Below are 25,093 nucleotides of genomic sequence, written 5' to 3' on the forward strand. Positions count from 1 at the left end.
TTCTCCAATATCTTTCAACTTTTTGAAAATACGATGTGAAATGCGTCACAATTGATAAATGTTAATTTAACATTTATTGAGGGTCATAGAGATGGGTGATAAATTTAATCATAGATTTATTTATGGAGTGTGATCTATGAGATCTGAAAAAAGTATGCAGACCAACTATCTTTCTAATCGTAACTATTGGATTTTTAGTAGTTATTTCTTTGTTTACTTTTTTATTATGGCGACGTGCTATCCATTTTTAGGTATTTGGTTGGGAGATATTAATGGACTTAGTGGCGAAGAACGAGGTACTGTTTTTGCTATGATGTCATTTTTTGCTTTAATCTTTCAACCAATTTTTGGATATGTTTCCGATAGGTTGGGGGTAAAAAAACATTTGCTTTGGTTGTTAGCAGTTACCCTTGTTTTTTATGCCCCATTTTTTATTTATGTTTTTTCTCCTTTATTAAAAGTGAATGTTTGGTTAGGGGCAGTAGTCGGGGGAATTTATATTGGCTTTGCTTTCCAAGCTGGAGCACCAGCATCTGAAGCATATATTGAAAGAATTAGTCGCTATAGCCAGTTTGAATATGGTAGAGCAAGAATGTTTGGGATGTTTGGATGGGCTATTTGCGCCTCTATTGCGGGGATCTTGTATGGCATTAATCCTGAATGGGTATTTTGGCTTGGCTCTATCGCATCATTAATTTTGTTATTGTTGGTTTTTGTCGCAAAACCTGAAACACATTCATCATTAACAGTTGCTGACAGTGTTATGCCCCATAAAAAATCCGTGACATTAAAGCAAGCCTTATCTTTATTTAAATTACCTCATTTTTGGGCATTATTGATTTATGTCATTGGTGTAGCCTGTGTTTATGATATTTTTGATCAACAATTTGGAAATTTCTTCAATACATTTTTCCCTTCTAACGAAGATGGTATAAAAATGTTTGGCTATGTTACTACAGGAGGGGAGTTACTAAATGCATTGATTATGTTTTTTGTTCCCCTACTAATTAATAGAATTGGCGCTAAAAATGCATTACTAATTGCAGGAATGATCATGAGTGTACGTATTATAGGCTCATCCTATGCAACAGAGGCTTGGCACGTCATTTTGCTTAAAACATTACATATGTTTGAGGTGCCATTTTATCTTGTTGGAGTATTTAAATACATTGCAAGTGTTTTTGAATTACATTTTTCTGCAACAATTTATTTAGTTTCATGCCATTTTGCTAAACAAATTGGGAATATGTTTATTTCACCAATTGTTGGAAACTTATATGATATTTATGGTTATCAATCAACCTACTTTATTTTAGGTTGTATTGCGTGTAGTTTCACAATGTTATCTATATTTACGCTATCAAATAGAGCTAATGTATAATTCATGGAGAATTTTTATGCAACTTCAACCGTTATACCAAAACCCAACCCAACTTCACATTAACACCACACCCCATCACGCCTATTTCATTCCCTTTGCGACACAAGATAAGGTCGTCCCCCTTGAGCGTGAACAATCTAGCCTATTTACCCTACTCAATGGTGAATGGCAATTTAACTATTTTACGAGCGTGATGGATTTGCCTGAAGATTTTCTTTCTCAGCCTTTTGAGCATCGCATTCCTGTGCCATCAAACTGGCAGACACAAGGCTTCGATCAACATCAATATACGAATATCAACTACCCATTCCCTTTCGATCCGCCTTATGTGCCACACGACAATCCTTGCGGTGTATATCAACGGACATTCCACTACGAGCCTAAATCGACAAAACGCTATTTACTAAATTTTGAAGGGGTGGACGCTTGCCTTTATCTCTATCTCAATCAACAATTTGTAGGCTATGGGCAGGTTAGCCATTGCACAAACGAATTTGATGTCACCGACTTTTTAATCTCTGGGGAAAATCAGCTCAATGTCGTGGTGCTTAAATGGTGTGATGGTAGCTATTTGGAAGATCAGGACAAATTCCGTATGTCAGGGATTTTCCGAGATGTTTATCTGCTGGAACGTGAACACAATTATCTACAAGATTTCTTTATCAAAACCAGCCTGTCTGAAGCATTAGATCAAGCGGATTTATCGGTCGAATGTACCTTTGTGCAATCGCCACAACAGCTCACTTTCCAACTGTTTGATCCACAACATCGCCTAATCGCCGAACAGACAAGCGATCACTTCAAGGTTAAAATTGACAAACTACAACTTTGGAATGCCGAACAGCCACAACTTTACACCTTACGCCTTGCCTATGGAAACGAAGTGATTGAACAAGCGGTCGGTTTTCGTCGGATCGAAGTCAAAGACGGTGTACTCTTGCTCAACAACCACCCGATCAAATTCCGTGGGGTAAACCGCCACGACAGCGATCCCCTAACGGGTTATGTTATCAGCCGTGAACAAGCAGAACAGGATTTTAGGCTGATGAAACAACATAACATCAACGCTATTCGTACCGCCCACTACCCGAATGCTCCTTGGTTTAGCGAATTATGCGACCGCTACGGCTTCTACCTGATTAGCGAAAGTGACATCGAAAGCCACGGTGCCAGTATGCAATACGTTCCAACGCCGGAACACAGCATTTTACTGAATGTAGCAAAACAAGATGATAACCAACGTATTCAGCAACAAACGATAGACAATTTCTGCTATTTCGCCCGACACCCAGACTACCAACAAGCGATCTTAGACCGCACCTACGCTAATGTAGAACGAGATAAAAATCGCCCATCGGTACTGATCTGGTCGCTGGGTAATGAAGCAGGTTACGGGGAAAATTTTGAAGCCAGTGCAAAATGGATCAAACAGCGAGATCCAAGCCGTCTGGTTCATTATGAAAGTGCCATTTATCAACATTCTGAACATCGCAACGATCTTACCCCGTTAGATTTTCATAGCGAAATGTACGCCAGCACAGAAGATATGGATCGCTATTTTGAACAGCCACAAACCAAGCCATTCCTACTCTGCGAATACTCGCACGCAATGGGGAACTCTAACGGTGATTTAGAAGATTATTTCCAAACCTTTGAAAAATATGCAGGGGCTTGCGGTGGTTTTATCTGGGAATGGTGCGACCACGCTCCATATCTTCCAGATGACTCAGGACGTTTCGGCTATGGCGGTGATTTTGGCGAATATCCACACGATAGCAATTTCTGTATGGACGGCTTAGTATCGCCAACTCGTCAGCCCCACAGTAATCTACTCGAACTAAAAAACGTTAATCGCCCTGTTCGTGCCAGCCTTGAGCAAGGAAAGATCTATATCAAGAACTACTTGGACTTTACCGATCTCGCCGCTCATCTCACCATTTCCTACCGCCTAAGTGAAAATGGCAAAACGATCAATACAGGGGAAATATCGGTAAATTGTCCGCCAAGACAGACCGCTTGCTTACCTATCGAATTACCGCAAGATAACGGCAAATTATGGCTACTTGAACTCAATTACCGTCAAAATCACGCCACAACCTTTGTTGAACAAGGGCATATACTGGGATTTGATCAGATCAAATTGTTTAACAACGCCTTTCAACCAGACCACCTTTTGCAAACCAAAGCGACAAAGTCACCGCTTGCAATTGAACAGACGACACGACATATCATCGTCAAAAATGGCACGGTTGAATACCGTTTTGATCGCACTAAAGGGATCTTATCTAACCTTATCTATCAAGGTAAAAACATCCTTGCTCAACCTCTTGATTTTAATGTGTGGCGAGCACCGACAGACAACGACCGTCTAATCCGAACATTTTGGGAAAGTGCAGGTTACGACAAGGCTTACAGCCGAGCTTATCAGATACAAGTGGATAGGCAGGAAGAAAGAGTTATTGTCACCGCAGATTGTGCAGTGGTTGCCACAGCGAAAGAGCCGATTGTTCGCTTGCTGGTGCAATATCACCTAACAGCTGACGGCAACATTACCCTTCAGGTGCAAGGCAAACGCAAACCCCATTTGCCCTATTTACCCCGTTTCGGCTTACGTTTTTTCCTTGAAAAACACAATAGTCAGCTAGCGTATTTCGGCTATGGCGAGAGTGAAAGTTACATCGACAAACACCACGCAAGCCAACTAGGTCTGTACCAAACCACCGCCGAGCAAAATCACCAAGACTACGTCAAACCACAGGAAAACGGCAGTCACTACGGTTGCGAATATCTTCACACCCAAGATCTCGTGATTACCGCTCCACAGCCGTTCAGCTTCAATTTTTCCCCTTATACACAGGAAGAATTAACCCTGAAAAAACACCATTACGAGCTAGAAAAATCGTCTTATCACATTCTGTGTATCGATTATAAAATGAGCGGTATCGGCTCGAACTCTTGTGGTCCGAACTTAAAGGATAAATATCGGTTGAATGAAAGTGACTTTAATTGGGAGATTGAAATAAAGTTAAATTTATGTAGGAGATAGGAGACTATATGGCTTCTCTAAAGGATGTTGCAGAGATGGCGAATGTGTCCATGATGACCGTTTCTCGCGCTTTAAATAATCCTAAAAAAGTCGCTCCAGCCACTTATCAAAGAGTGATGAAAGCGGTGAATATATTACAATATGCTCCAGACCCAACAACGCGATCATCGCGTCGAGTTAAAGAAAAGACTGTTGTTGTTCTTTCTATAGGAACAGCAACAACTCCTTTATCCGTAGATATTTTGTTGGCCATAGAACAAACAGCTTATAAACATAAGTGGAATACCTTGGTTATTAATGTTTTGGAAGACAATCGCTCTCAATTTGAGCAAGCAGTAGAGAGAGTAATTCAATATCGGCCTACAGGCATTATCATTGCACGAAATGGATTAAAGAAAGTTAAGATCCCACAGAAATTGCGCGATTTTCCTATTGTATTGGCAAATTGTATTACTGATGATATTTCCGTGGCTAGTTATATTCCTGATGATTATCAGGGATTAAAAAATATTGCTGAGGTTATTGTAGAAAAGGGGTATAAAAAGCCATTGTTATTACATATTCCTAAAAACTATATTGCAACAACTAAGCGTAGAAATGGATTTGAATATATTTGGTTCCAGCAACAGGATGCACAACCCTTAACGCAATATTTTATGCAAGCGGATGAAGAAAATTATCTTGGTGGAGCAAAACCATTATTAGATATTTTATCGATAGATCCTCAATCATTTGATTACGATGTTATCGTATGTGGAAATGATCGTATTGCATTAGTGGTGTATCAAATTTTATTACGTCATGGATTTCGCATCCCTGAAGATGTCGCTGTTACGGGGTATGATAATATGATTGGTGTTGCTCATTTATTTCTACCTTCTTTGACAACAGTACAGTTACCTCATTATGAAATGGGAGAACAAGCATTATTGCACTTTATTAAAGGTAGACAAGAAACGAGAGAAGTCTTATTGCCTTGTGCATTAATTAGGAGAAATTCAGTATAATTGCTTAAAATAGTCAGTAATTAACTCGCAAGCGATTCGCACTTTTTCGGATTGAATCCGTTGGATTGTCACTAGATAGAGTGGTACGCTCGGCAGTTTCCATTCGGGAAAAATTTGGACTAACTCACCGCTTGCGAGAGCTTGTTTCACATCCGCATCGGGCTGAACTGAAATCCCCAGCCCTTTCATTGTTAAGCAACGGCTTGCATATAAACTGTTACAGTGAATACGATACTCAGGGGAAATCTCTTTTTCTTCCTGCTGATTCTTTAAGATAATTGAAGAATAGCGAGTGTTGGAAAAACCGATCCAATCCAATTTAGCCAACTCTTCAAGATTATTCGGCATTCCTTTCTCTTGTAAGTAATCTTTGTGAGCTACCATAATTAGCTCAAAGGTATAAAGATGGCGAGCAATCATGTTATCACTCAACACACCAGGACCAGCTCTCAGAGCAATATCAATTCGATTTTCCAATAAATCAATCACTTTATCTTCAAACAACAAATTCAAGTGGAAATCGGGGTGAGAATCCAACACCGATTTAAACGCATTGATTAGCAGACTATCCATTAACCCTGTTGCACAAGCAATGTTGAGTTGCCCAATAGGTTGAGATCGAAGCAATTCGACACTTTTCACCGCATTTTCTGCACTTTGTTGCATCTGTTTTGCATTTTGGTAAAAAATCTCCCCCGCTTCTGTCAGCGATAATTTTCGTGTGGTACGGTTTAAAAGTTTAATCTGCAAATGGGTTTCAAGCTTTTGAATAGATTGAGTAACCGCAGACGGCGTCATTGATAATTGTTCTGCCGTCGCTTGCATAGAACCCTGTTCCACTACGCAAACAAACACACTCATTGCTTTATAATCGTACATAGTCTAACCCTTTTGTTAAGTGATGCTTAATAGTGTATTAAGTAAATCAGCTATTATCAAATTATTATTGCTCTTTATAATGCCAGCCTTTCATTTCAACAAGACATCAAGGAAAGCAAAATGAATCAAACATTAGAAAAATTAAGCCCAGTGGCATTTTTATTAGCACGTGTTGTAGTCGGCTATATGTTCTTATTACACGGTACAGCAAAATTCTTTGAATTTCCGGTATCAATGACAGGTGGTAACGGCAGCGTAGAGATTTTCTCTCTTTACGGTTTTGCAGCTATTTTAGAAATCGTTGGCGGCATTTTAATCGCATTAGGTTTATTCACTCGCCCAACGGCATTTTTACTGTCAGGTCAAATGGCTTATGCGTATTTTGGCGTACACGCTACCGCAGAAACTTTATTCCAACCGATGTTAAATAAGGGCGAATTAGCCGCAATGTACTCACTCTTCTTCTTAGTATTAGTGTTTACAGGCGCAGGCAAATTATCGTTAGATCAGAAGTTATTCGGTAAAAACTAATCCACCTTTCTTCGACAAGCGGTGCGATTTTGCAAATTTTTTGCAGGATCTCACCGCTTGTTTTATTTTATATATTTCAATAACTCTTGAAATATTTTATTCATATAGATAAACTTTACTTCGATACATTCCAAGTCTATTTATGCAATGAACACAGAACAAGCCAGCCAATTATTTGAAAGTCTTTCCTCGCCAATTCGTCTTGCTATTTTCCAAACGCTTTCAGCTATGGGAACACAAGGGATGATTGCAGGTGATTTAGCCAAACAGCTTGGGCTTGCGCCAAATAATTTATCTTTCCATTTGAAAACATTAAGCCAAGCTCAGCTGGTCACAAGCCTGCAAGAAGGACGATTTGTTCGCTATCATGCGAATTTGCCGTTGATGTTGGAATTAACCCAATTTCTTACCGATAACTGTTGTAAAAACAGTCAGGAAAAATGTGCAACGATGTGTTGTTAAAAAAATTTGTATACATATTTCAATAACTCTTGAATTATATAAGGAGCAAAAATGAGCCAAATCATTATTTACCATAATCCAAAATGCGGTACTTCACGCAATACATTAGCATTAATTCGCCATATGGGATTTGAACCGCAAGTGATACATTATTTAGATAATCCGCCGAATGAGCAAAGATTGCGAGATTTATTGTCAGCAATGGCATTAACACCTCGCCAGCTGTTACGCACCAATGTGCCGGAATATCAAGCGTGTGGTTTGGACAACCCGCAAGTGAGTGATGATGAGATTATCCAAGCGATGTTGGCTAATCCGATTTTAATTAACCGCCCAATTGTCGTTACAGAAAAAGGTGTGCGTTTATGTCGTCCTTCGGAAGTCTTTTTACAAATTGCCCCTGCTGCTTTAGAAGTGGACTTTGTGAAAGAAGATGGCGAAGTCATTCATGCAGGAGCAAAGTAATGGGATTTTTTGAACGCTTTTTAACCGTATGGGTTGCGTTAGCGATCTTAGTTGGTGTCGGGTTAGGCGTATGGCAACCTGAATTGTTCGCTTGGGTTGCCAAATTGGAAATCGCACACATCAATTTACCTGTTGCTGTACTAATTTGGCTGATGATTTATCCGATGATGATCCAAATCGACTGGTCGGCGATTAAAGATGTCGGCAAAAAACCGAAAGGTTTGGCTTTAACCTTATTTATTAACTGGCTGGTCAAGCCTTTTACGATGGCGTTGGTCGGTTGGCTCTTTTTCCGTGTCTTCTTTGCGGAGTGGGTCGATGCACAATCAGCGACAGAATACATCGCAGGAATGATTTTACTTGGCGTTGCGCCTTGTACGGCAATGGTGTTTGTTTGGTCGCAGTTAGTGCGTGGTGATGCTAATTACACCTTAGTACAGGTGTCAATCAATGACATCATTATGATTTTTGCGTTTGCGCCGATTGCAGGACTCTTACTAGGGATTAGTGATATTCAAATTCCGTGGCAAACCTTGCTTTACAGCACGATTTTATATGTATTGTTGCCACTTCTTGCAGGTTGGATAACCCGAAATGCATTGGGGCAATCCGCTGAAAAAATCCAGCGATTAAGCCAAAAATTAAAGCCTTTTTCCATTTTAGGATTATTGCTCACCGTCGTGCTGTTATTCGCATTCCAAGCACAAACCATTTTGGCACAGCCGTTAGTGATTTTACTGATCGCCATACCTCTCTTGGTTCAAACCTACGGCATTTTTTTCTTGGCACATTTTTTGGCAAAATGGCTAAAACTGCCACATCAAGTTGCTGCCCCTGCCTGTTTAATCGGCACTAGCAACTTTTTTGAATTAGCTGTTGCTGTTGCCATTTCGCTATTCGGTTTGCATTCAGGTGCGGCATTAGCCACCGTTGTCGGTGTGCTGGTTGAAGTGCCTGTAATGCTTTCACTTGTTGCATTGTTAAACCGTTGGAATAAATAATGACAAGCGGTGCGATTTTGCAAATTTTTTGCAGGATCTCACCGCTTGTCTCATTTTTATAGTATCCTTTCGCCTGTTTTTTTATTCGCAAAGAGGCAATCTTTTGAGCAAACGTCGCTTAACTCAGAATCAACAACGTCGGATTCAAACTAACCATCACAAAAAGATCAACAAAGCTGAATTTGAATGGCAAGATGAAATGTTGGGGGAAGTCCAGCAAGGTCTTGTGGTTACTCGCCACGCTAAACACGCCGATGTAGAAACCGCAAGCGGTGAGATTTTCCGTTGTAATTTACGACGAACATTAAAAAATGTGGTGGTGGGCGATGTGGTGTCGTGGCGTTTGGGAAGTGAGCAATTGCAAGGGATTAGCGGTGTGATTGAAGCTGTTCACCCTCGCCAAAATGAGCTAACTCGTCCTGACTATTACGACGGTATTAAAGTGATGGCATCAAATATCGATCAAATTATCATTGTATCCGCCGTATTGCCTCAGCTCTCGCTGAACATTATCGACCGCTATTTAGTAATTTGTGAGAATGCCAACATTCCTGCCTTAATTGTGTTGAATAAAATTGATTTATTGAGTGAACAAGAGCGAAAAGAAGTGCAACAACAGCTTGAGATCTATAAAAAGATCGGCTACCAGACACTCTGTTTATCCGCAGACACAGGCGAGAATATGCAGGCGTTGAATGCTTATTTAGCGAAAGGTACATCTATTTTCGTCGGACAGTCAGGTGTTGGAAAATCAAGTCTAATCAATCAATTATTGCCTGATGTAAATGCCCAAACAGGGGCAGTCAGCGATATTTCAGGCTTAGGGCAACATACCACAACGGCTTCACGTTTATACCACTTATCTCAAGGTGGAAATTTGATCGACTCGCCGGGGATTCGCGAATTTGGCTTATGGCATTTAGAAGCCGAGCAGATTACACAAGGTTATCGGGAATTTGCTTCGGTATTAGGCACTTGCAAATTCCGTGATTGTAAACATAAAGATGACCCAGGTTGTGCATTAAAAGAAGCTGTAGAGCAGGGGAAAATCGATCCGATACGTTTTGATAACTATCACAGGCTCTTAGAAAGTCGCCAAGAAAGCAAAAGTCAGCGGTATTTTAGAAAAGAATAATAAAATCAACGGGTTGCTAGATAAAAATAGCAACCCGTTCTCATTTGCAATACTTATTGATTCTCATCTTTATCCGCTTGTTGATTATCATCTAGTGGGGTTGTTGAGAATCATTTTTATTTATTGACAGGTTAAATTTTATCTATAAAATGCTGCCTGAAAACCCATAATTTATATAAGGAGACTAACGATGAAAAAATTAGCAGCACTACTTAGTATGCTTTTTTTGGTAAGTAATCCACTTGCTGCCCAGCAGTTTAAAGTGGTCACCACATTCACTGTGATTCAAGACATTGCTCAAAATGTCGCAGGGGATAAGGCGGTGGTCGAGTCGATCACCAAACCAGGTGCGGAAATCCACGATTATCAACCAACGCCACAGGATATTGTGAAAGCACAATCTGCGGATTTGGTGTTGTGGAACGGTATGAACCTTGAAAGCTGGTTTGAGCGTTTCTTTTCTCAAGTGAAAGACAAGCCTGCGGTTGTGGTAACGGAAGGCATTGAGCCGATTTCCATCTATGAAGGGCCTTACAAAGATAAACCAAACCCACACGCTTGGATGTCCACAAAAAATGCGTTGATTTATATTGAAAATATTCGTCAAGCCTTGGTGAAATACGATCCAGCAAATGCAGAAGCCTATAATGCGAATGCAAAAGCCTATGCGGATAAAATCATTGCCTTAGATCAGCCGTTGCGTGAGCGTTTGGCAAAAGTGCCTGAAGCACAACGTTGGTTAGTGACAAGCGAAGGGGCGTTTAGCTATCTTGCTAGAGATTATGGCTTCAAAGAGTTATACCTTTGGGCGATTAACCAAGATGAACAAGGCACGCCAAAACAGATCCGCAAAGTGATCGACCAAGTGCGTAAACATCAAATTCCGGTGGTATTTAGTGAAAGTACCATTTCAGATAAGCCTGCTAAACAAGTGGCAAAAGAGAGTAAAGCACGTTATGGCGGTGTGTTGTATGTGGACTCTCTCTCAACAAAAGATGGCAAAGTACCAACCTATATTGATTTACTCAATGTTACTGTGAGTACTATTGTTGCTGGATTTGAAGGCAAATAGGCTGAATTTACAATCCAAGTGCAACAAAAAAAGAAGTACTCATCAACTAGAATATAATTTTGTTTCCACACAAAAACCATTTCCAAATGATGAGTACTTCCTACCGACATCTTACAATAAACGAGCGAGAAAAGATAATGATTTTACTCGCACAGGGCAAAAAACAAGCAGAAATTGCCAAAGCACTGGGACGTAGCTCCAGCACCATTTCTCGCGAGCTGAAACGACACGCTCTAGAAAGCTACAGTGCAACGAACGCACAAAACAGCTATTTGAAGCATCGTCAAAACAGCAAAGCACAGCGCAAATTAGAGCAGCCTGAATATTTCAATTTGGTGCAAGAAAAGTTTCTGACAGAAAACTGGTCGCCCGAACAAATCAGCGCACGATTAAAATTGGAAAAATCTGAATTATCCATTAGTTATTCAACCATTTATCGTGGTATTTATTCAGGGTTGTTTGATATAGGCGAACGCAAAGCCAGTCGCAAACTGCGCCACAAAGGCAAAACACGGCATACAAAAAATCATCATGAAAAACGTGGCAAAATTCAGATATCCAACCATTTGAACGACCGTCCCATTTCGGCGCAAAATCGCAGTCGCTTTGGGCATTGGGAAGCCGATACCGTACTGGGTAAAGCGGGTGGAGCTTGTTTGCTGACGCTGACGGAACGCAAAAGTCGTTTTGAGTTGGTGAAGAAAATTCCTGCCAAAAAAGCCGAAGCAGTCCAAAAAGCCATGATTGAATTGCTGGATTCACATATATTGCGGTCAATTACGCCAGACCGTGGTAAAGAATTTGCCCAACATCGTTTGGTAACAGAAGCACTGGGTGTAGAATTTTACTTCCCCGAGCCGCATCAACCGTGGACACGGGGAACGAATGAAAATACAAATGGGTTACTTCGTGAATACTTTCCGAAGCACCAAGACATCAATCAGTGGAGCGAAGTTGATATTCAACAGGTGGTCAATAAACTGAATTTACGACCACGTAAATGTTTAGGTTGGAAAACACCTTATGAAGTTTACTTCAAAAAAACGTTGCACTTGGTTTGACAATTCAAGAGATAAAAATTAATATGATTAAACGGTAGGGGCGGACACATTGGTTCGCCCTACATTTACAAAATAGGATTACCTAACAAATATGAACATTCCCCTGAGTTCTCTTTCTGTTTCCGATGTCACCGTTCGTTATAGCAACGGACACACGGCAATTCACGATGTTACTTTTCGCCTTGACGGTGGCACAATCTGTGCATTACTTGGGGTGAACGGCAGTGGCAAATCAACCTTATTTAAAAGCATTATGGGTTTAGTTCAGCCAAAAGGAAAGATTGAGCTATGCGGACTGCCTGTCAATCAAGCCTTAAAACGCAATCTTGTTGCTTATGTGCCACAAAGTGAAGAAGTGGACTGGCAATTTCCTGTCTCGGTTTATGATGTGGTAATGATGGGGCGTTATGGCTATATGAATTTTCTGCGTATCCCTTCTGCTGTGGATAAGCAAAAAGTCGCCGAAGCAATGGAGCGGGTCAATATCGTTCACCTTGCGGATCGTCAAATCGGCGAACTTTCAGGGGGGCAGAAAAAACGGGTATTTTTGGCTCGTTCGCTTGCTCAAGAGAGCAAAATTATCTTACTTGACGAACCTTTCACTGGCGTGGACGTAAATACCGAAAATGCGATCATCGATTTACTCAAACAGCTTCGGGATAGCAGTCACTTAATCCTTGTTTCTACCCACAATTTAGCCGCTGTACCAAGTTTTTGCGATCAAGCGGTAATGATTAATCGCACAGTGTTAGCAACAGGAACTATCGAAACGACATTCACCCCTGAAAATCTTGAACGAGTATTTGGCGGTGTCTTACGTTATCAGCAGTTATTCGGAGAACATAAGGAATAATCAATGCTTGAGTTACTGCTAGAACCTTTTTCCTACGATTATATGTTTAAAGCGATTGTAGTAAGCGGTGCAATCGGGGCGGTCTGTGCTTTTTTGTCTGCCTATTTAATGCTCAAAGGCTGGTCGCTGATTGGTGATGCCTTATCGCACGCCGTCGTCCCTGGTGTTGCATTGGCTTATGCCTTGTCCTTGCCTTATGCTGTCGGGGCTTTCTTTTCGGGATTTCTTGCCACTATTGCTATCTTAGCGGTTAAATCCGTTACAAAATTGCGAGAAGATGCGGTAATTGGCTTTATTTTTACCACCTTTTTTGCCTTAGGTTTATTAATTATTTCCATCAATCCAACGTCCGTTAATGTGCAATCCATCATTCTCGGCAATATCTTAGGCATTGCCGATGAAGATATGTTACAAGTGGTGATTATTTTATCGGTGTCACTCTTTTTTCTAGTGATTTACTGGAAAGATTTATTACTCGTCTTTTTTGATGAAATTCAAGCTAAAGCCGTAGGCATCTCGCCGATGCGACTTAAAGTGCTGTTTTTCAGCTTACTCAGTGCCTGTATCGTTGCCGCACTACAAAGTGTCGGTGCAATTTTAGTGATCGCAATGGTTGTCACCCCAGGGGCAACGGCTTATTTATTAACGGATAAATTCGGCAAATTATTGATTATCGCAATTTCACTTGGCGGTTTTAGTGGATTTTTTGGTGCTTATTTAAGCTATTTTGTTGATGGTGCGACGGGCGGATTTATTGTCACACTACAAACTCTACTGTTTTTATTGGCGTTTTTCTTCGCCCCTAAATATGGTTTACTCTCACGCAAATTTGCAAAAAATTCAGCTAAACCGACCGCTTGTCAAGGGAGCGAATAATGGACGCACTCTATCAATGGTTTGCTGAACCGCTCGCTTTCCCTTTTATACAACAAGCCTTAGTTATCGGTGTTGTGGTCGCCTTGATCTGTGCCGTATTGTCCTGCTATTTAGTGCTAAAAGGTTGGTCGCTAATGGGCGATGCGATCTCACACGCCGTATTACCAGGGATTGTGATTGCTTATTTACTTGCTATTCCGTTAGCCATCGGGGCTTTTGTTTCGGGCATTTTCTGTGCCGTTGCCGTTGGCTATCTCAAAGAAAATAGCCGTATAAAAGAAGATACGGTAATGGGGATTGTCTTTTCGGGAATGTTTGCATTAGGTTTGGTGATGTTTGCCAAAGTCGAAACAGATCAACATCTAATGCACATCTTATTTGGCGATCTGCTTGGGATTACCGACAATGAATTTTACCAAACCCTAGCTATCTCTCTTGTGGTGTTATTAGTTATCTTAGTAAAACGCCGAGATTTTCTACTTTACTGCTTTGATGCTAGCCACGCTCGCACCGTTGGCTTTAATATCAAAGTGTTACATTACAGCTTACTGGTTTTATTGGCATTAGTGATCATTAGTGCAATGCAAGTGGTCGGCGTGATTTTAGTGGTCGCAATGTTGATTACCCCGGGGATCACAGGCTACATACTTGCCAAACGCTTTGACCGAATGCTGCTGATCGCCATCTTTACTGCGGTAAACAGTGCTTTCTGGGGCGTGTTTTTAAGTTTCCATTTTGATGTCGCCACAGGACCTTGCATTGTGTTGTTGCAAGCGGTAGGGTTTTTGATAGCGTTGGTGATTACCAAGTTAAAAGGGCTGAAAGGCTAATGTAAGCGGTAAGATTTAGTGAATATTTTGCAAAAAAATAGCCAAATCTTACCGCTTGTCAATTACTTCATTGCTTCCAATCTTTGAATTAACACCTCTTCGGGCACAGCCTGAATTTTCCGCATAAAGTAGAAAAATAGTCCTGCGGCTAAACTTAAGCAGACACAGAATGTCAGCCAAAATCCTGTTGCCGCCATCGGCTGAACGATCCAATCGGTGTGAGCCAAAATAGTGCCTAGTGGCATTCCGATTAACCAGTAGCAAATTAAGGTTGTTAGCAAAATAGGCTTGGTATTTTTATAACCACGCAAAATGCCATTGCATACCGCTTGGATTGAGTCGGGAATTTGATAGATCGCTGCAAAAATCAATAAACTAGATGCAATAGCAATAGACGTTGGATCACTGGTAAAGGCATGAGGGATCAGATCTTTGAGCAGTAAAATCACCATTGCTAACCCCATTGCGACCATTGCCCCCGTAAAAATAGCGTGATAAGTCAGATATTTTGCTTCTGCAACTCGCTTTTCCCCTAAGGTTTGCCCAACTAAAATGGTTGTGGCAATGCTAAACGAAAGTGGGATCATAAAAAACAGCGAGCTGGTTTGTAAGGCAACCTGATGGCTTGCCACCACTTGCGAGCCAAGCGGTGAGATAATCAAGGAAGATGCCGCAAACAGCATTACTTCAGTAAACAGAGCAAAGCCTATCGGTGTGCCGAGTTTAAACAGTTTGCTTAATGTCGCTTTACAGGGTTTCTCGATCCATTTTTCAAACAGACGAATATCCTTTTGAGCTGGGTTGGTATAACAATAATGTAAAATCAGCCCAAACATTACCCAGTTTACGATTGCCGTTGCCACACCACAGCCAACCGCCCCTAATTCGGGCATACCAAATTTGCCGAAGATAAAAATATAGTTGAGTGGAATGTTTAAAATTAAGCCAAAAAAGGTGATATACATCGCTGGCTTAGGGTTGGACAGCCCATCGTTAAAACAGCGTAAGTTCACCGCAAGCAAAGCTGGAATAATCCCGACACTTAAAGCGGTGAGATAATCTTGTGCTTTTCCTGAAAAGGCTTTTGGGGTATCCATTAGATCTAAAATCAAATGGGCATTGAGATAGATAAAGATCAACGGCACGCTTAGCATTAACACAATCCAAACGCCTTGACGGATTTGATGTGCAATCAGCGAACGTTGGCTCGAACCGTTCAGATAAGAAACCGTTGGGGTAATCGCATTTAATATCCCCAGCACAAATAAAAACAAGGGAAAGTAGATCGAATTACTGACCGCAATCGCTGAGACATCATCGTCACTGACTAACCCTGCCATAATAATATCTGCCAGCCCCATTCCTGACGCAGCCAACTGAGAGATAAAAATCGGGATCGAAAGTTTGAATAATTTTTGTGTATTTTCAGGATATTTCTGCCATTGAAAGTTCATGCTATCTGCCTTTTAAAATTCAGGTTTCGCTTCAAATGTCATCACTTTTTGCGTAATCGGGTGCGTAATGGTTAATGCTTCTGCGTGTAAACAGAGCCTTGGAGATAGGCTTTTTGCTAACGGATTCGCATAAAATTTATCCCCCACAATTGGGTGACCTAAGGCTAAACAGTGTACGCGTAATTGGTGCGAACGCCCAGTATAAGGGGTTAATTTCACCCTTGTGGTGTTATTAGGATAATGTGCAAGCACTTCGTAAAAAGTGACCGCTTGTTTACCCCGTTCGTAGCAAATTTTTTGGCGTGGACGATTTTCCCAGTCGCAAATTAACGGAAAATTCATTGTCCCCGTATCGCCAACTTTTTCGCCTAATTTGCCCCAAACTAACGCTTGATAGTGCTTTTTCGGCTCACGTTCACGAAATTGACGTTTGAGTTCTTTTTCCGCCTGTTTGCTTAATGCAAACAACAAAATACCGCTTGTCGCCATATCTAAACGGTGAGCCGGCTCAGTAAAACCGTATTTCTGTTGCACACGCACCATCGCACTGTCTTGATATTCAGGGCGATTTCCAGGTACTGAAAGTAAGCCACTTGGTTTATTAATCACTAAAATATGATTATCACGATAAACTTCGTCAAGCCAAGGCTCAACAGGGGGATTGTATTCGATTAATGCCATTGTATTTTTGATATTCAGTAAAAACAGTCATGATCTTATCAAAGATAAAATGATTTCCCAAACGAATCACAGAAATCGCTTGTTTTTTATAAAAAATAGAGTATCTTTTGCACGTTCATTTTGAACATTACAATTTATTTACATTTCTTTTGGAGAACACCATGAAACCGCTTTTTGCAAGTTTTGCAACTGCTTTCACCGCTCTCAGCGTGCTGTTTAGCTCAGTTGCTATCGCATCACCTTCCGATAAAACCTTTAAAATCAGTGCTATTCCTGACTATAACGCTGCCGAAATGACCCGTTCATTCGACAGTTTTGCTGAGTATTTAGGCAAAGAAACAGGGTTAAAGGTGCAATATGTGCCTGTCACCGATTATGCTGCCGTAGTCACCGCATTCCGTCGTGGTGAAATTGATTTAGTCTGGTTCGGTGGTTTAACGGGGGTACAAGCTCGTGCCAAAGTGCAAGGTGCTGAAGCTATCGCACAACGTCCGCAAGATGAGAAATTTAAGTCCGTCTTTATCAAGCAAAAAGGCTTAGATAATGTGAAAGAGATTAAAGATGTTAAAGGTCACACCCTTGCTTTTGGTAGCGAAAGTTCGACATCAGGTCATTTAATGCCTCGCTTTTTCTTAACGGAAGCTGGAATTAACCCTGAAAAAGACTTAGACGCTCAACCGACTTACAGTGGTTCGCACGATAAAACCTACGGCTTAGTAGAAGCAGGTTCAGTGCAAATCGGTGCAGTGAATAAGCAGTACTGGGATAAAATGGTGAAAGAAGGCAAAGTTAATCACGATAAAGTCGAGCTTTTCTACACCACACCGGATTACTATGATTACAACTGGACTATTAATCTTGTTGATAAAAAATTTGGTGACGGTACCAAAGAGAAAGTCAAAGCTGCATTATTAAAAGCCGATGCGTCAAGCTCGCAGGTGATGAATTTACTCTCTGCCGAGAAGTTTACCCCAACGCAAAACAGCAACTATCAAGATATTGAGAAAGTGGCGAAAGAGCTGAAGTTGATTAAGTAAGGCAGTTTGATTGTAGGGGTATGACTTATCATATCCCTACAATTTGGTGGTTACTTTATCATTAATGAGCCGATGTCTTAGAAAGTAAATTGATAATAAGCACACCACCTAAAATCATTGTCATACCCAGTAAGCCGAAGAAATCAGGGCGTTGTCCAAAAAAGATAAAGGCAATTAATGCAGTTAATACAATACCTGCACCTGACCAAACGGCATAGACTAATCCAACAGGCAGAGTTCTAAACACAATAGACACTAAATAAAAAGCAATTCCAAAAGCGACAATAGCACAAAACGTAGGAAGTGGCTTTGTAAAACCGTCGCTATATTTTAATGCTGTGGTTCCACAAACTTCAGCAAAAATAGAAATACATAATAAAATCCAAGCGTTCATTCGAGATCCTTAAAATAAGGTGAAAGAATATATTATAGAAAGTAATAATAAATTTAGTAGTCTTGTTTTTTAACTTTTTCTGTGAGCACTATATGAGATGAGTAAATGATGCAATCTCTCTTATCATTCCACCACACCACCAAACATTTCGGCAAGCAAGCCGTTTTAGACGACATCTGTTTAACCATTCGCTCAGGTGAAATCGTGGCGTTAGTCGGGCCGAGTGGATCGGGAAAATCGACATTAATGAATAGCATTATGCGTGCCGTGCCTTTAACAAGCGGTGAGATTTGGCTGGAAAATCGCAACATTCAAGATTATCAAGATAACAAGCAGTTTGCCCAACAAGTCGGTATGCTTCATCAACAGTATGATTTAGTCAAACAACTGGAAGTTATCCACAATGTCTTAGCTGGCAGGCTGAACCAGTGGGGCTTTTGGCAATCTTTGTTCTCTTTAGTTAAACCGCAAGAAAGACACCTTGCCGAGCAAGCACTTGCTGCCGTTGGGCTATTGGATAAAATCGATCAGCCAACTGCCGAACTGTCGGGTGGTGAGCAGCAGCGTGTTGCGATAGCTCGTCTGTTAGTGCAAAACCCTAAATTGATTTTAGCTGATGAACCAGTGTCCGCACTCGATCCTGTTAATGCACAAAATGTCTTGGCATTATTGACAGGGCTGGTGAGAGAGCAGGGGAAAACATTGATTGCCAGTATGCATTCGGTGGAATATGCCAAAGCCTATTTTGATCGTATGATCGGCATTAAACAGGGAAAAATTGTGTTTGATTTGCAAACAGAGCAAGTCACTCAAGAGCAACTCAATGTCTTATACGGATTGGTAAGAAATGAAACATAACCGACCGCTTGGACTAAATGAACGGCGAAATTTGCTGACGGGCATGTTGTTGCTTGCATTTTTGTTGAGCCTATTTGCTGTCGATAACGACAAAGGGTTGATGCATTCTGGTGGTTGGGCAACGCTTACTCGACTATTTTCCAGCTTATTGTCCCCTGACTTTTCTACTGATTTACTGAAACTCGCCTTGCAATCCACTTGGCTCACTTTTGCTTATGCCTTGATTACACTCTCTTTGTCTATGTTTGGTGGATTTTGCTTAAGCATTTTTGCTTCTGGTGTGCTGTTTCGTTCACTCATTTTGCAGGGGGCAGCTCGAGCGATATTGGGCTTTCTACGTGCTATTCACGAATTGATTTGGGCATGGTTCTTTGTGGCTGCTGTCGGGTTAAATCCGATAGGTGCAGTGTTTGCCCTTGCTATTCCTTATTCTGGCTACTTAGGCAAAATCTATGCAGATACATTACAAGCGGTGCCATCTAAGCCGATTTTTGCATTAAAAGAAGCAGGGGCAACGCCGCTGCAATGTTTGATTTATGGCTATCTGCCCCAAGCCTTGCCGACGATGTTGAGCTATACCATGTATCGACTTGAATGTGCGATCCGCTCTTCATCGGTGCTATCTTTTGTCGGATTGGGAGGGATCGGCATGCAAATTCAGCTTTCCTTGCAAGATCTGAAATACGATCAGGTTTGGACATTTCTGATCTTCCTTGTCGGGTTAATTGTTTTGGTTGATCACTGGAGCTACGCTGTCAGGAGCCGAGTAAAATGAGAAAACATCTCGACCGCTATTTTATCCGCTATTCCTTTTGGGCGGTGCTAGGGCTTATCGGGCTATCGTGGGGCTATATTCTTAAAGACCAACCTACCGCACTGAGCGAACTGTTTCGAACGGAAAATTGGGATTATCTTACGGAATTTTTAGCTGGCATGGCTGGTATAGGTGAAGAGCTGCCTTCCTATCTTGACCCTGAAATGTGGCAAAAAGCCCTATGGCTTTCGTGGGAAACCTTTGTGATGAGTATTCTGGCAACGGGTATTGCAGGCATGGCGATGTTCCTTTTGGTTCTGCCGTCCGCTCGCAACGTAGCACAGGGGCATTTTCGTCACAGAACACAGTGGTATCACCGTGCTGCCTATTATCTCAGCCGGGGGCTCTTTCTGTTTAGCCGCTCTGTACCGGAATTAATGTGGGCGATGATTTTAGTCTTTATCTTCAAACCGGGGATCATTCCAGGGGCATTAGCATTAGCCATTCACAACTTCGGCGTATTAGGCAAGCTGTGCGGCGAAGTGGTTGAAGATATGGACGAAAAACCGATCCGTCATTTAATGCAAAACGGGGCTTCGCAAAACCAAATTCTGTTTTACGGGATTTATCCTGCGGTGATGCGTGCTTTTCTCAATTACATTCTTTATCGTATGGAAAACATTATTCGGGCAACGCTGATTGTCGGTTTTGTCGGGGCAAGCGGTTTAGGTATGCAGTTTAAACTGGCGATGAGTTTTTTCCATTACTCTGAAATTACCCTTTATCTGCTGTGTTATTTGCTGTTAGTTTATGTGACCGATGCATTGTCGGCGTTGGCAAAGAAATTTATTTCTGAAAAAAATTGAATTATTTGTGAAATCTAATGTCTATTAGGCGAACTCTTTTACTTACATAAGGAACACAAAATGAATTTCAACGACATTTTAAATGGCGTATTAAAATCAGTGGGCAATACTGCAAGCCAAAGCTCATCTGATTTAGGTAGCGTATTAGGCTCAGTATTAAACTCAGCAAAAAACACCATGGGTGAAGTAAAGGCGGGTAATACCGATACTATTTCTAAAGTCGGTGGTGGTGCTGCATTAGTCGGTATTCTTTCTATGGTTTTAGGCAGAAATGGCGGTGCGAACTTAACTAAATTAGGTTCATTAGCAGCATTAGGTAGCCTTGCATATAAAGCCTACCAAGATTACCAAGCAAGCCAATCAAATCAATCAACAGACATTGCCCAAACGGCATTTGAAGCGGATAACTCAGAAGAGAAAGGTGCGATTATTTTACGCACTATGATCGCTGCGGCTGTGTCTGACGGTGCGTTAGATGAGAATGAAGAAGCGTTAATCTTAAAAGAAGGTGGCGATAATTCAGATTTACAACAATGGTTAATACAAGAAATGAATAACCCAATTTCAGTAGAAGAAATTGCAAAAGTTGTTGGAAATGATACCGCTTTAGCAACACAAGTTTACCTTGCAGCACGTTTAGTGTGCCAAGATCTTTCTCGTAAAGAGATTGTTTTCTTAGCGGACTTAGCAGAAGCGTTACATTTAGATGAAGCGTTAGTTGAACAGTTAGAAAAACAAGCTGGCTTCTAATTTATTTCGTCAAAACGCCCATTTTCGTTGAGAGAATGGGCGTTTTGCTATTTTAGTACGTCTATCAAAATTTACATTTCCTATTCTATTGATTTCTTTCTAGTTATTTATCTCGAAAAAAGTGATTTCACTCACTTTGATTTTTATCAATTCTCTTTACATTAAAATGCATAAACTACTACATATTGTGTTTTTAATGGTTTAAAACCACAAGATATAGTGGTTATATAATGAAACAGCTCCGTTTTATTTCAGAACAGATTGTGTGGCAAGAAGTCCCCAATGAAACCTCTTTAGCTTTTATGATTTCAGGTTGTCCTTTAGGTTGTAAAGGTTGCCACAGTATAGAAAGTTGGAAACTTGGAAGCGGTCAGATTCTCTCAGAAATTTACTTACAACAGCGATTAGCTCAATATCAAGGGCTGATTAGTTGTGTGTTGTTTATGGGGGGAGAATGGTTGCCTGAACAGCTATTGCAACGGTTACAGCTTGTCCGTCAGTCTGGTTTAAAAACCTGCCTTTATACGGGATTAGAGCTTGAGCAACTGCCACAAGAGATTTTAGCAACGTTGGACTATGTCAAAACAGGTCGCTGGATTGCTGAACTTGGCGGGTTAAATTGTATTACCACAAACCAACGATTTATTGATCTTCAAACAGGTGAAGTGCTGAACGCACATTTTAGACAGGATAAACAATGATTAGACTTGAACACTCGCAACTACTCGGCAAATTAAATTTTATCGACCAATACATTCAAGCTAAAAATGCAGCGGACGGTTCAAAAATGGACGCTAACGCTAATGTTACCCAAAAAAATTTAGCTACGATGGAACAGGAATTGATGAAAGATTTCTTCGTACAAATCAATCGAGCCAAAGTAAGCGGTAAGATTGCAGAGATTTTTGGTCAATCCCTTGCGGACGAATATCTGCGTCAAATTGAAGCGCACGAAATTTATGTTCACGATGAAACCAGCCTGAAACCTTATTGCGTATCGGTAACGCTTTATCCTTTTTTAAGAGATGGTTTAACCAAACTGGGCGGTGAATCCCAAGCACCGCAACACCTTGCGTCTTTTTGCGGCTCTTTTATTAACCTTGTCTTTGCGATTAGCTCACAATTTGCAGGTGCAGTGGCAACCGTTGAGTTTTTGACCTATTTTGACTATTTTGCTCGTAAGGATTATGGCGATAATTATCTTCAAACACATCAGTACGAAATCGCCAACCATTTACAGCAAGTGGTGTATAGCATTAATCAACCTGCTGCCGCTCGTGGTTATCAAAGTGTCTTTTGGAATATTTCCATTTACGACCATTACTATTTTAATGCGATGTTCGGCAATTTTGTCTTTCCTGATCTCACAGCACCGAATTGGCAAACTACATCAGCGTTGCAAGATTTCTTTATGCAGTGGTTTAATCAAGAACGGACAAAAGCGATTTTAACCTTTCCCGTCGTAACAGTGGCAATGCTGACTGAAAATGGCAAATGCAAAGATAATGATTTTGCCGATAAAATGGCAAAAGCCTTATCCGAAGGAAATTCATTCTTTATTTATCAATCAGATAACCCCGATTCACTCGCGTCTTGTTGCCGTCTACGCAATGAAATTGCTGATCACTCTTTTTCTTACTCGTTAGGGGCTGGCGGAGTTGCCACAGGCTCAATTAATGTAATTACGCTCAATATGAATCGTTTGGAGCAAGATGGACGAGATTTGGCGACAGAAGTCGGCAAGATCCATCAATATCAATATGCTTATCGAAAGCTAATGGAAGATTATCTCAAAGCAGGAATGTTGCCTGTTTATGATGCAGGCTTTATTTCATTAGATAAGCAGTTCCTGACTATTGGCATTAACGGAATGGTCGAAGCGGCTGAGTTTCGGGGAATTAATGTAGGTTACAATTCAGCGTATATTGATTTTGTGCGTGAGCGACTATTTGCAATTTATCAAGCCAATCAGACCGCTTGTAAAACCTACGGCGTGAAGTTTAATACCGAATTTGTCCCTGCAGAAAACTTAGGGGTGAAAAATGCGAAGTGGGACAGAGAAGCGGGTTATGTTGTGCCGAGAGAGTGCTATAACTCTTATTTCTATGTAGTGGAAGATGAACAAATCAATGCGTTAGATAAATTCCTGTTACACGGAAAAGCGTTGGTTGAATACCTTGATGGCGGTTCAGCATTACATCTGAATTTAGAAGAAGCCTTGAGCCAGCAGAGCTACCGCTCACTATTGGACATTGCGGCAAAAACGGGCTGTAACTATTTTTGTATCAATGTGAAAATCACCCTATGTAATGATTGTGACCATATTGATAAACGTACCCTTTCACAATGTAGCTGCTGTGGTTCTAAAGACATCGATCACGCCACTAGAGTAATCGGTTATTTAAAAAGGATTTCATCTTTTAGCTCCGCCCGTCAAAAAGAGCAGGCGTTAAGGCATTATCATCGCCAAGCGGCATAAAAAAGGGGCGTATGCCCCTGATATTAATGAACCTTTGGCTTTTCCGTCATTTTAGGTTTTGAAAAATGACTATGTAAAAAGAGCGTGACGACTCGCAGATACTCAATAATTTCTTCGCCTGCGTCTAGCAATTCCTCATTTTTATCTTCTTCACTATAACCTAATTTGGCTATTTCATCTAAATCATCAATGGCTTCGCCAACTTCGTCGGTTTCTTGCTGTAAAGTTGGCTGTGCTAAGCCTAACCCAAGTAAAAAATGTCCCGTCCATTCTGCAATACCATCTGCCATTGCAAAACCATCTTCTTCATTTAACCATAATGAAAAGAGCGTGTTAGCTTCATCAAAGCTCTCTCTAAGTTGTTGATAAAATTCGGTTAATTTTGCAAGTGGGGCTTGAGAAAATGCGTGTCCATCATTGGTAAACTGATAGGTCAATGTTTTCCAAGACTCATCTTGAATACCGCCAGCGATTAATCCACTTAAAAAACCGTGAAATTCAGCAGAGGTATAGTCGATATGTAACTCAGAAATGAGTTGTTTAAAGTCGTTTGCTTGTGAAATTGCCATCTTAGATTATTTGTGATTTGTTCAAAGGGTGGCATAATAGCAAAAATTTCTGTCTCCGTGAGGATTTCTCAACAATGTCAAAGAATAATATTGAACTATCGCTATTTGGACAGGTTTTACGCTTATATTGTCCGCCAGAACAACAAGAGGCTTTGTTAGCTTCTGCGGAACGTTTAGAAGAACGTGTTGCCATTTTAAAAGAGCAGTCTGGCATTATTCAGCTCGAAAAAGTGTTGTCGATTGTTGCATTAAATTTAAATTATGAGCTTGAGTTAGAACAGCGTAAAAACGCTGAAAATAAAAATGTGTTGATGGCTTGTGTTGAACAGCTAGACAACTCATTAGCAAAATTCCAATCTAGTGGAATGGATTCGGTTTCTGTTGGTCAAGAAAATAACGAATAAAGCGAATTTCTGTGATTTTATTGATCTGAACACTAGGAAAAATCAGCAAATTCCGTTAGTATTCTCTTTGCCTGAGGTGTGCGTTGTTAGTTACGTCCCTGAGCCGATATTTAAAACACTTTGAGTTGAACTCTTATATCGTTGGTGTGCAGGCTCGTTTACGAGAAGCCTAAAAACGGTAATGTTCGACTCCCTTGAACCGTCTGGTTCAAGGACCACCACTGATAACGGCACTTCGGGTCTTTTTT

Annotated in this window: 26 protein-coding genes and 1 other RNA gene; 22 read left to right on the forward strand and 5 right to left on the reverse strand. The window is 40.8% G+C overall.

Annotated features, from left to right (window positions below; all coding sequences use genetic code 11):
* Window positions 1–136: 136 nt before the first annotated feature.
* Genes EXH44_RS07920 through EXH44_RS07930 form a run of 3 tightly spaced genes read left to right on the forward strand, consistent with a single transcriptional unit; the run spans window position 137 to window position 5,434 of the window.
* A complete protein-coding gene (locus EXH44_RS07920) occupies window positions 137–1,381 on the forward strand; it encodes an MFS transporter (RefSeq protein WP_162856981.1) in 1,245 nt (414 codons plus the stop codon).
* A 16-nt stretch (window positions 1,382–1,397) separates the two neighbouring features.
* Window positions 1,398–4,427, forward strand: a complete 3,030-nt coding sequence (locus tag EXH44_RS07925; protein ID WP_162856982.1) for a glycoside hydrolase family 2 TIM barrel-domain containing protein — start codon at window positions 1,398–1,400, stop codon at window positions 4,425–4,427.
* A gap of 8 nt (window positions 4,428–4,435) precedes the next feature.
* Entirely contained in the window at window positions 4,436–5,434 is a 999-nt protein-coding gene (locus EXH44_RS07930; RefSeq protein WP_162856983.1) for a LacI family DNA-binding transcriptional regulator, read from the forward strand.
* On the opposite strand, the gene EXH44_RS07935 is transcribed toward EXH44_RS07930, so the two are convergent.
* Complete coding sequence (locus tag EXH44_RS07935) at window positions 5,426–6,313, reverse strand: LysR family transcriptional regulator (protein ID WP_162856984.1); 888 nt, start codon at window positions 6,311–6,313, stop codon at window positions 5,426–5,428. The two genes, EXH44_RS07930 and EXH44_RS07935, sit on opposite strands and share 9 nt — an antisense overlap.
* Before the next feature lie 120 nt (window positions 6,314–6,433).
* On the opposite strand from EXH44_RS07935, the gene EXH44_RS07940 reads away from it, so the two are divergent.
* The 10 genes from EXH44_RS07940 to EXH44_RS07985 all read left to right on the forward strand — a co-directional run bounded on the left by EXH44_RS07940 (window position 6,434) and on the right by EXH44_RS07985 (window position 14,599).
* Window positions 6,434–6,844 carry a DoxX family protein gene (locus EXH44_RS07940; protein ID WP_162856985.1) on the forward strand — a complete coding sequence of 137 codons (411 nt, stop codon included), beginning with the start codon at window positions 6,434–6,436 and terminating at the stop codon, window positions 6,842–6,844.
* Window positions 6,845–6,991: 147 nt separating this feature from the next.
* Window positions 6,992–7,306, forward strand: a complete 315-nt coding sequence (locus EXH44_RS07945; protein WP_162856986.1) for an ArsR/SmtB family transcription factor — start codon at window positions 6,992–6,994, stop codon at window positions 7,304–7,306.
* 51 nt (window positions 7,307–7,357) lie between these two features.
* Window positions 7,358–7,771 carry an arsenate reductase (glutaredoxin) gene (gene arsC, locus EXH44_RS07950; protein WP_162856987.1) on the forward strand — a complete coding sequence of 138 codons (414 nt, stop codon included), beginning with the start codon at window positions 7,358–7,360 and terminating at the stop codon, window positions 7,769–7,771.
* Complete coding sequence (arsB, locus tag EXH44_RS07955; RefSeq protein ID WP_162856988.1) at window positions 7,771–8,772, forward strand: ACR3 family arsenite efflux transporter; 1,002 nt, start codon at window positions 7,771–7,773, stop codon at window positions 8,770–8,772. Before arsC ends, arsB begins: the two co-directional genes overlap by 1 nt.
* A 103-nt stretch (window positions 8,773–8,875) precedes the next feature.
* A complete protein-coding gene (gene rsgA, locus EXH44_RS07960; RefSeq protein ID WP_162856989.1) occupies window positions 8,876–9,907 on the forward strand; it encodes a small ribosomal subunit biogenesis GTPase RsgA in 1,032 nt (343 codons plus the stop codon).
* 190 nt (window positions 9,908–10,097) lie between these two features.
* Window positions 10,098–10,979 (forward strand): metal ABC transporter substrate-binding protein, encoded by an 882-nt coding sequence (locus EXH44_RS07965; protein WP_162856990.1) that lies wholly within the window; start codon window positions 10,098–10,100, stop codon window positions 10,977–10,979.
* 86 nt (window positions 10,980–11,065) lie between these two features.
* Complete coding sequence (locus EXH44_RS07970) at window positions 11,066–12,040, forward strand: IS30-like element ISApl1 family transposase (protein ID WP_075283441.1); 975 nt, start codon at window positions 11,066–11,068, stop codon at window positions 12,038–12,040.
* 91 nt (window positions 12,041–12,131) lie between these two features.
* Window positions 12,132–12,893, forward strand: coding sequence for an ATP-binding cassette domain-containing protein (locus EXH44_RS07975; protein ID WP_162856991.1), 762 nt, complete (start codon window positions 12,132–12,134; stop codon window positions 12,891–12,893).
* A 3-nt stretch (window positions 12,894–12,896) separates the two neighbouring features.
* Window positions 12,897–13,769: a metal ABC transporter permease gene (locus EXH44_RS07980; RefSeq protein ID WP_162856992.1), complete on the forward strand. Its 873-nt coding sequence runs from the start codon at window positions 12,897–12,899 to the stop codon at window positions 13,767–13,769.
* A complete protein-coding gene (locus EXH44_RS07985; protein WP_162856993.1) occupies window positions 13,769–14,599 on the forward strand; it encodes a metal ABC transporter permease in 831 nt (276 codons plus the stop codon). The genes EXH44_RS07980 and EXH44_RS07985 overlap by 1 nt, the downstream gene beginning before the upstream one ends.
* A 62-nt stretch (window positions 14,600–14,661) precedes the next feature.
* Here EXH44_RS07985 and EXH44_RS07990 read toward each other — a convergent pair whose 3' ends face one another.
* Together EXH44_RS07990 and rluA are read right to left on the reverse strand one after the other, a co-directional pair.
* Entirely contained in the window at window positions 14,662–16,053 is a 1,392-nt protein-coding gene (locus EXH44_RS07990) for an MATE family efflux transporter (RefSeq protein ID WP_162856994.1), read from the reverse strand.
* Window positions 16,054–16,065: 12 nt separating this feature from the next.
* Window positions 16,066–16,734 (reverse strand): bifunctional tRNA pseudouridine(32) synthase/23S rRNA pseudouridine(746) synthase RluA, encoded by a 669-nt coding sequence (gene rluA, locus EXH44_RS07995; RefSeq protein ID WP_162856995.1) that lies wholly within the window; start codon window positions 16,732–16,734, stop codon window positions 16,066–16,068.
* Window positions 16,735–16,895: 161 nt separating this feature from the next.
* Here rluA and EXH44_RS08000 point away from each other — a divergent pair, with 161 nt between their 5' ends.
* The gene (locus tag EXH44_RS08000) at window positions 16,896–17,771 is read left to right on the forward strand and encodes a putative selenate ABC transporter substrate-binding protein (protein WP_162856996.1); all 876 of its coding nucleotides are present in this window, start codon (window positions 16,896–16,898) and stop codon (window positions 17,769–17,771) included.
* 61 nt (window positions 17,772–17,832) lie between these two features.
* Here the strand turns inward: EXH44_RS08000 and EXH44_RS08005 are convergent, their stop codons facing one another.
* Window positions 17,833–18,165: a DMT family transporter gene (locus tag EXH44_RS08005; protein WP_162856997.1), complete on the reverse strand. Its 333-nt coding sequence runs from the start codon at window positions 18,163–18,165 to the stop codon at window positions 17,833–17,835.
* Window positions 18,166–18,270: 105 nt separating this feature from the next.
* Here EXH44_RS08005 and EXH44_RS08010 point away from each other — a divergent pair, with 105 nt between their 5' ends.
* From EXH44_RS08010 to nrdD, 6 genes are all read left to right on the forward strand, one after another.
* Window positions 18,271–19,023, forward strand: a complete 753-nt coding sequence (locus EXH44_RS08010) for a phosphonate ABC transporter ATP-binding protein (protein WP_208717127.1) — start codon at window positions 18,271–18,273, stop codon at window positions 19,021–19,023.
* Window positions 19,013–19,798, forward strand: a complete 786-nt coding sequence (locus EXH44_RS08015; RefSeq protein ID WP_162856998.1) for a PhnE/PtxC family ABC transporter permease — start codon at window positions 19,013–19,015, stop codon at window positions 19,796–19,798. The genes EXH44_RS08010 and EXH44_RS08015 overlap by 11 nt, the downstream gene beginning before the upstream one ends.
* A complete protein-coding gene (locus tag EXH44_RS08020) occupies window positions 19,795–20,643 on the forward strand; it encodes a PhnE/PtxC family ABC transporter permease (protein WP_162856999.1) in 849 nt (282 codons plus the stop codon). Before EXH44_RS08015 ends, EXH44_RS08020 begins: the two co-directional genes overlap by 4 nt.
* A 60-nt stretch (window positions 20,644–20,703) precedes the next feature.
* Window positions 20,704–21,393, forward strand: a complete 690-nt coding sequence (locus tag EXH44_RS08025) for a tellurite resistance TerB family protein (protein WP_162857000.1) — start codon at window positions 20,704–20,706, stop codon at window positions 21,391–21,393.
* A gap of 230 nt (window positions 21,394–21,623) precedes the next feature.
* Window positions 21,624–22,094, forward strand: a complete 471-nt coding sequence (gene nrdG / locus EXH44_RS08030; protein WP_162857001.1) for an anaerobic ribonucleoside-triphosphate reductase activating protein — start codon at window positions 21,624–21,626, stop codon at window positions 22,092–22,094.
* Window positions 22,091–23,872, forward strand: a complete 1,782-nt coding sequence (nrdD, locus tag EXH44_RS08035; RefSeq protein ID WP_162857002.1) for an anaerobic ribonucleoside-triphosphate reductase — start codon at window positions 22,091–22,093, stop codon at window positions 23,870–23,872. Before nrdG ends, nrdD begins: the two co-directional genes overlap by 4 nt.
* 23 nt (window positions 23,873–23,895) lie before the next feature.
* Here the strand turns inward: nrdD and EXH44_RS08040 are convergent, their stop codons facing one another.
* Window positions 23,896–24,441, reverse strand: coding sequence for a UPF0149 family protein (locus tag EXH44_RS08040; protein WP_162857003.1), 546 nt, complete (start codon window positions 24,439–24,441; stop codon window positions 23,896–23,898).
* A 74-nt stretch (window positions 24,442–24,515) separates the two neighbouring features.
* Between EXH44_RS08040 and EXH44_RS08045 the strand changes: the two genes are divergently transcribed.
* A complete protein-coding gene (locus EXH44_RS08045; RefSeq protein ID WP_135674633.1) occupies window positions 24,516–24,845 on the forward strand; it encodes a cell division protein ZapA in 330 nt (109 codons plus the stop codon).
* 65 nt (window positions 24,846–24,910) lie between these two features.
* Window positions 24,911–25,091: non-coding RNA, 6S RNA (gene ssrS, locus EXH44_RS08050), on the forward strand.
* Window positions 25,092–25,093: the final 2 nt, after the last annotated feature.

It is taken from the genome of Actinobacillus indolicus (assembly GCF_004519515.1).
GTDB lineage: Bacteria > Pseudomonadota > Gammaproteobacteria > Enterobacterales > Pasteurellaceae > Glaesserella > Glaesserella indolica_A.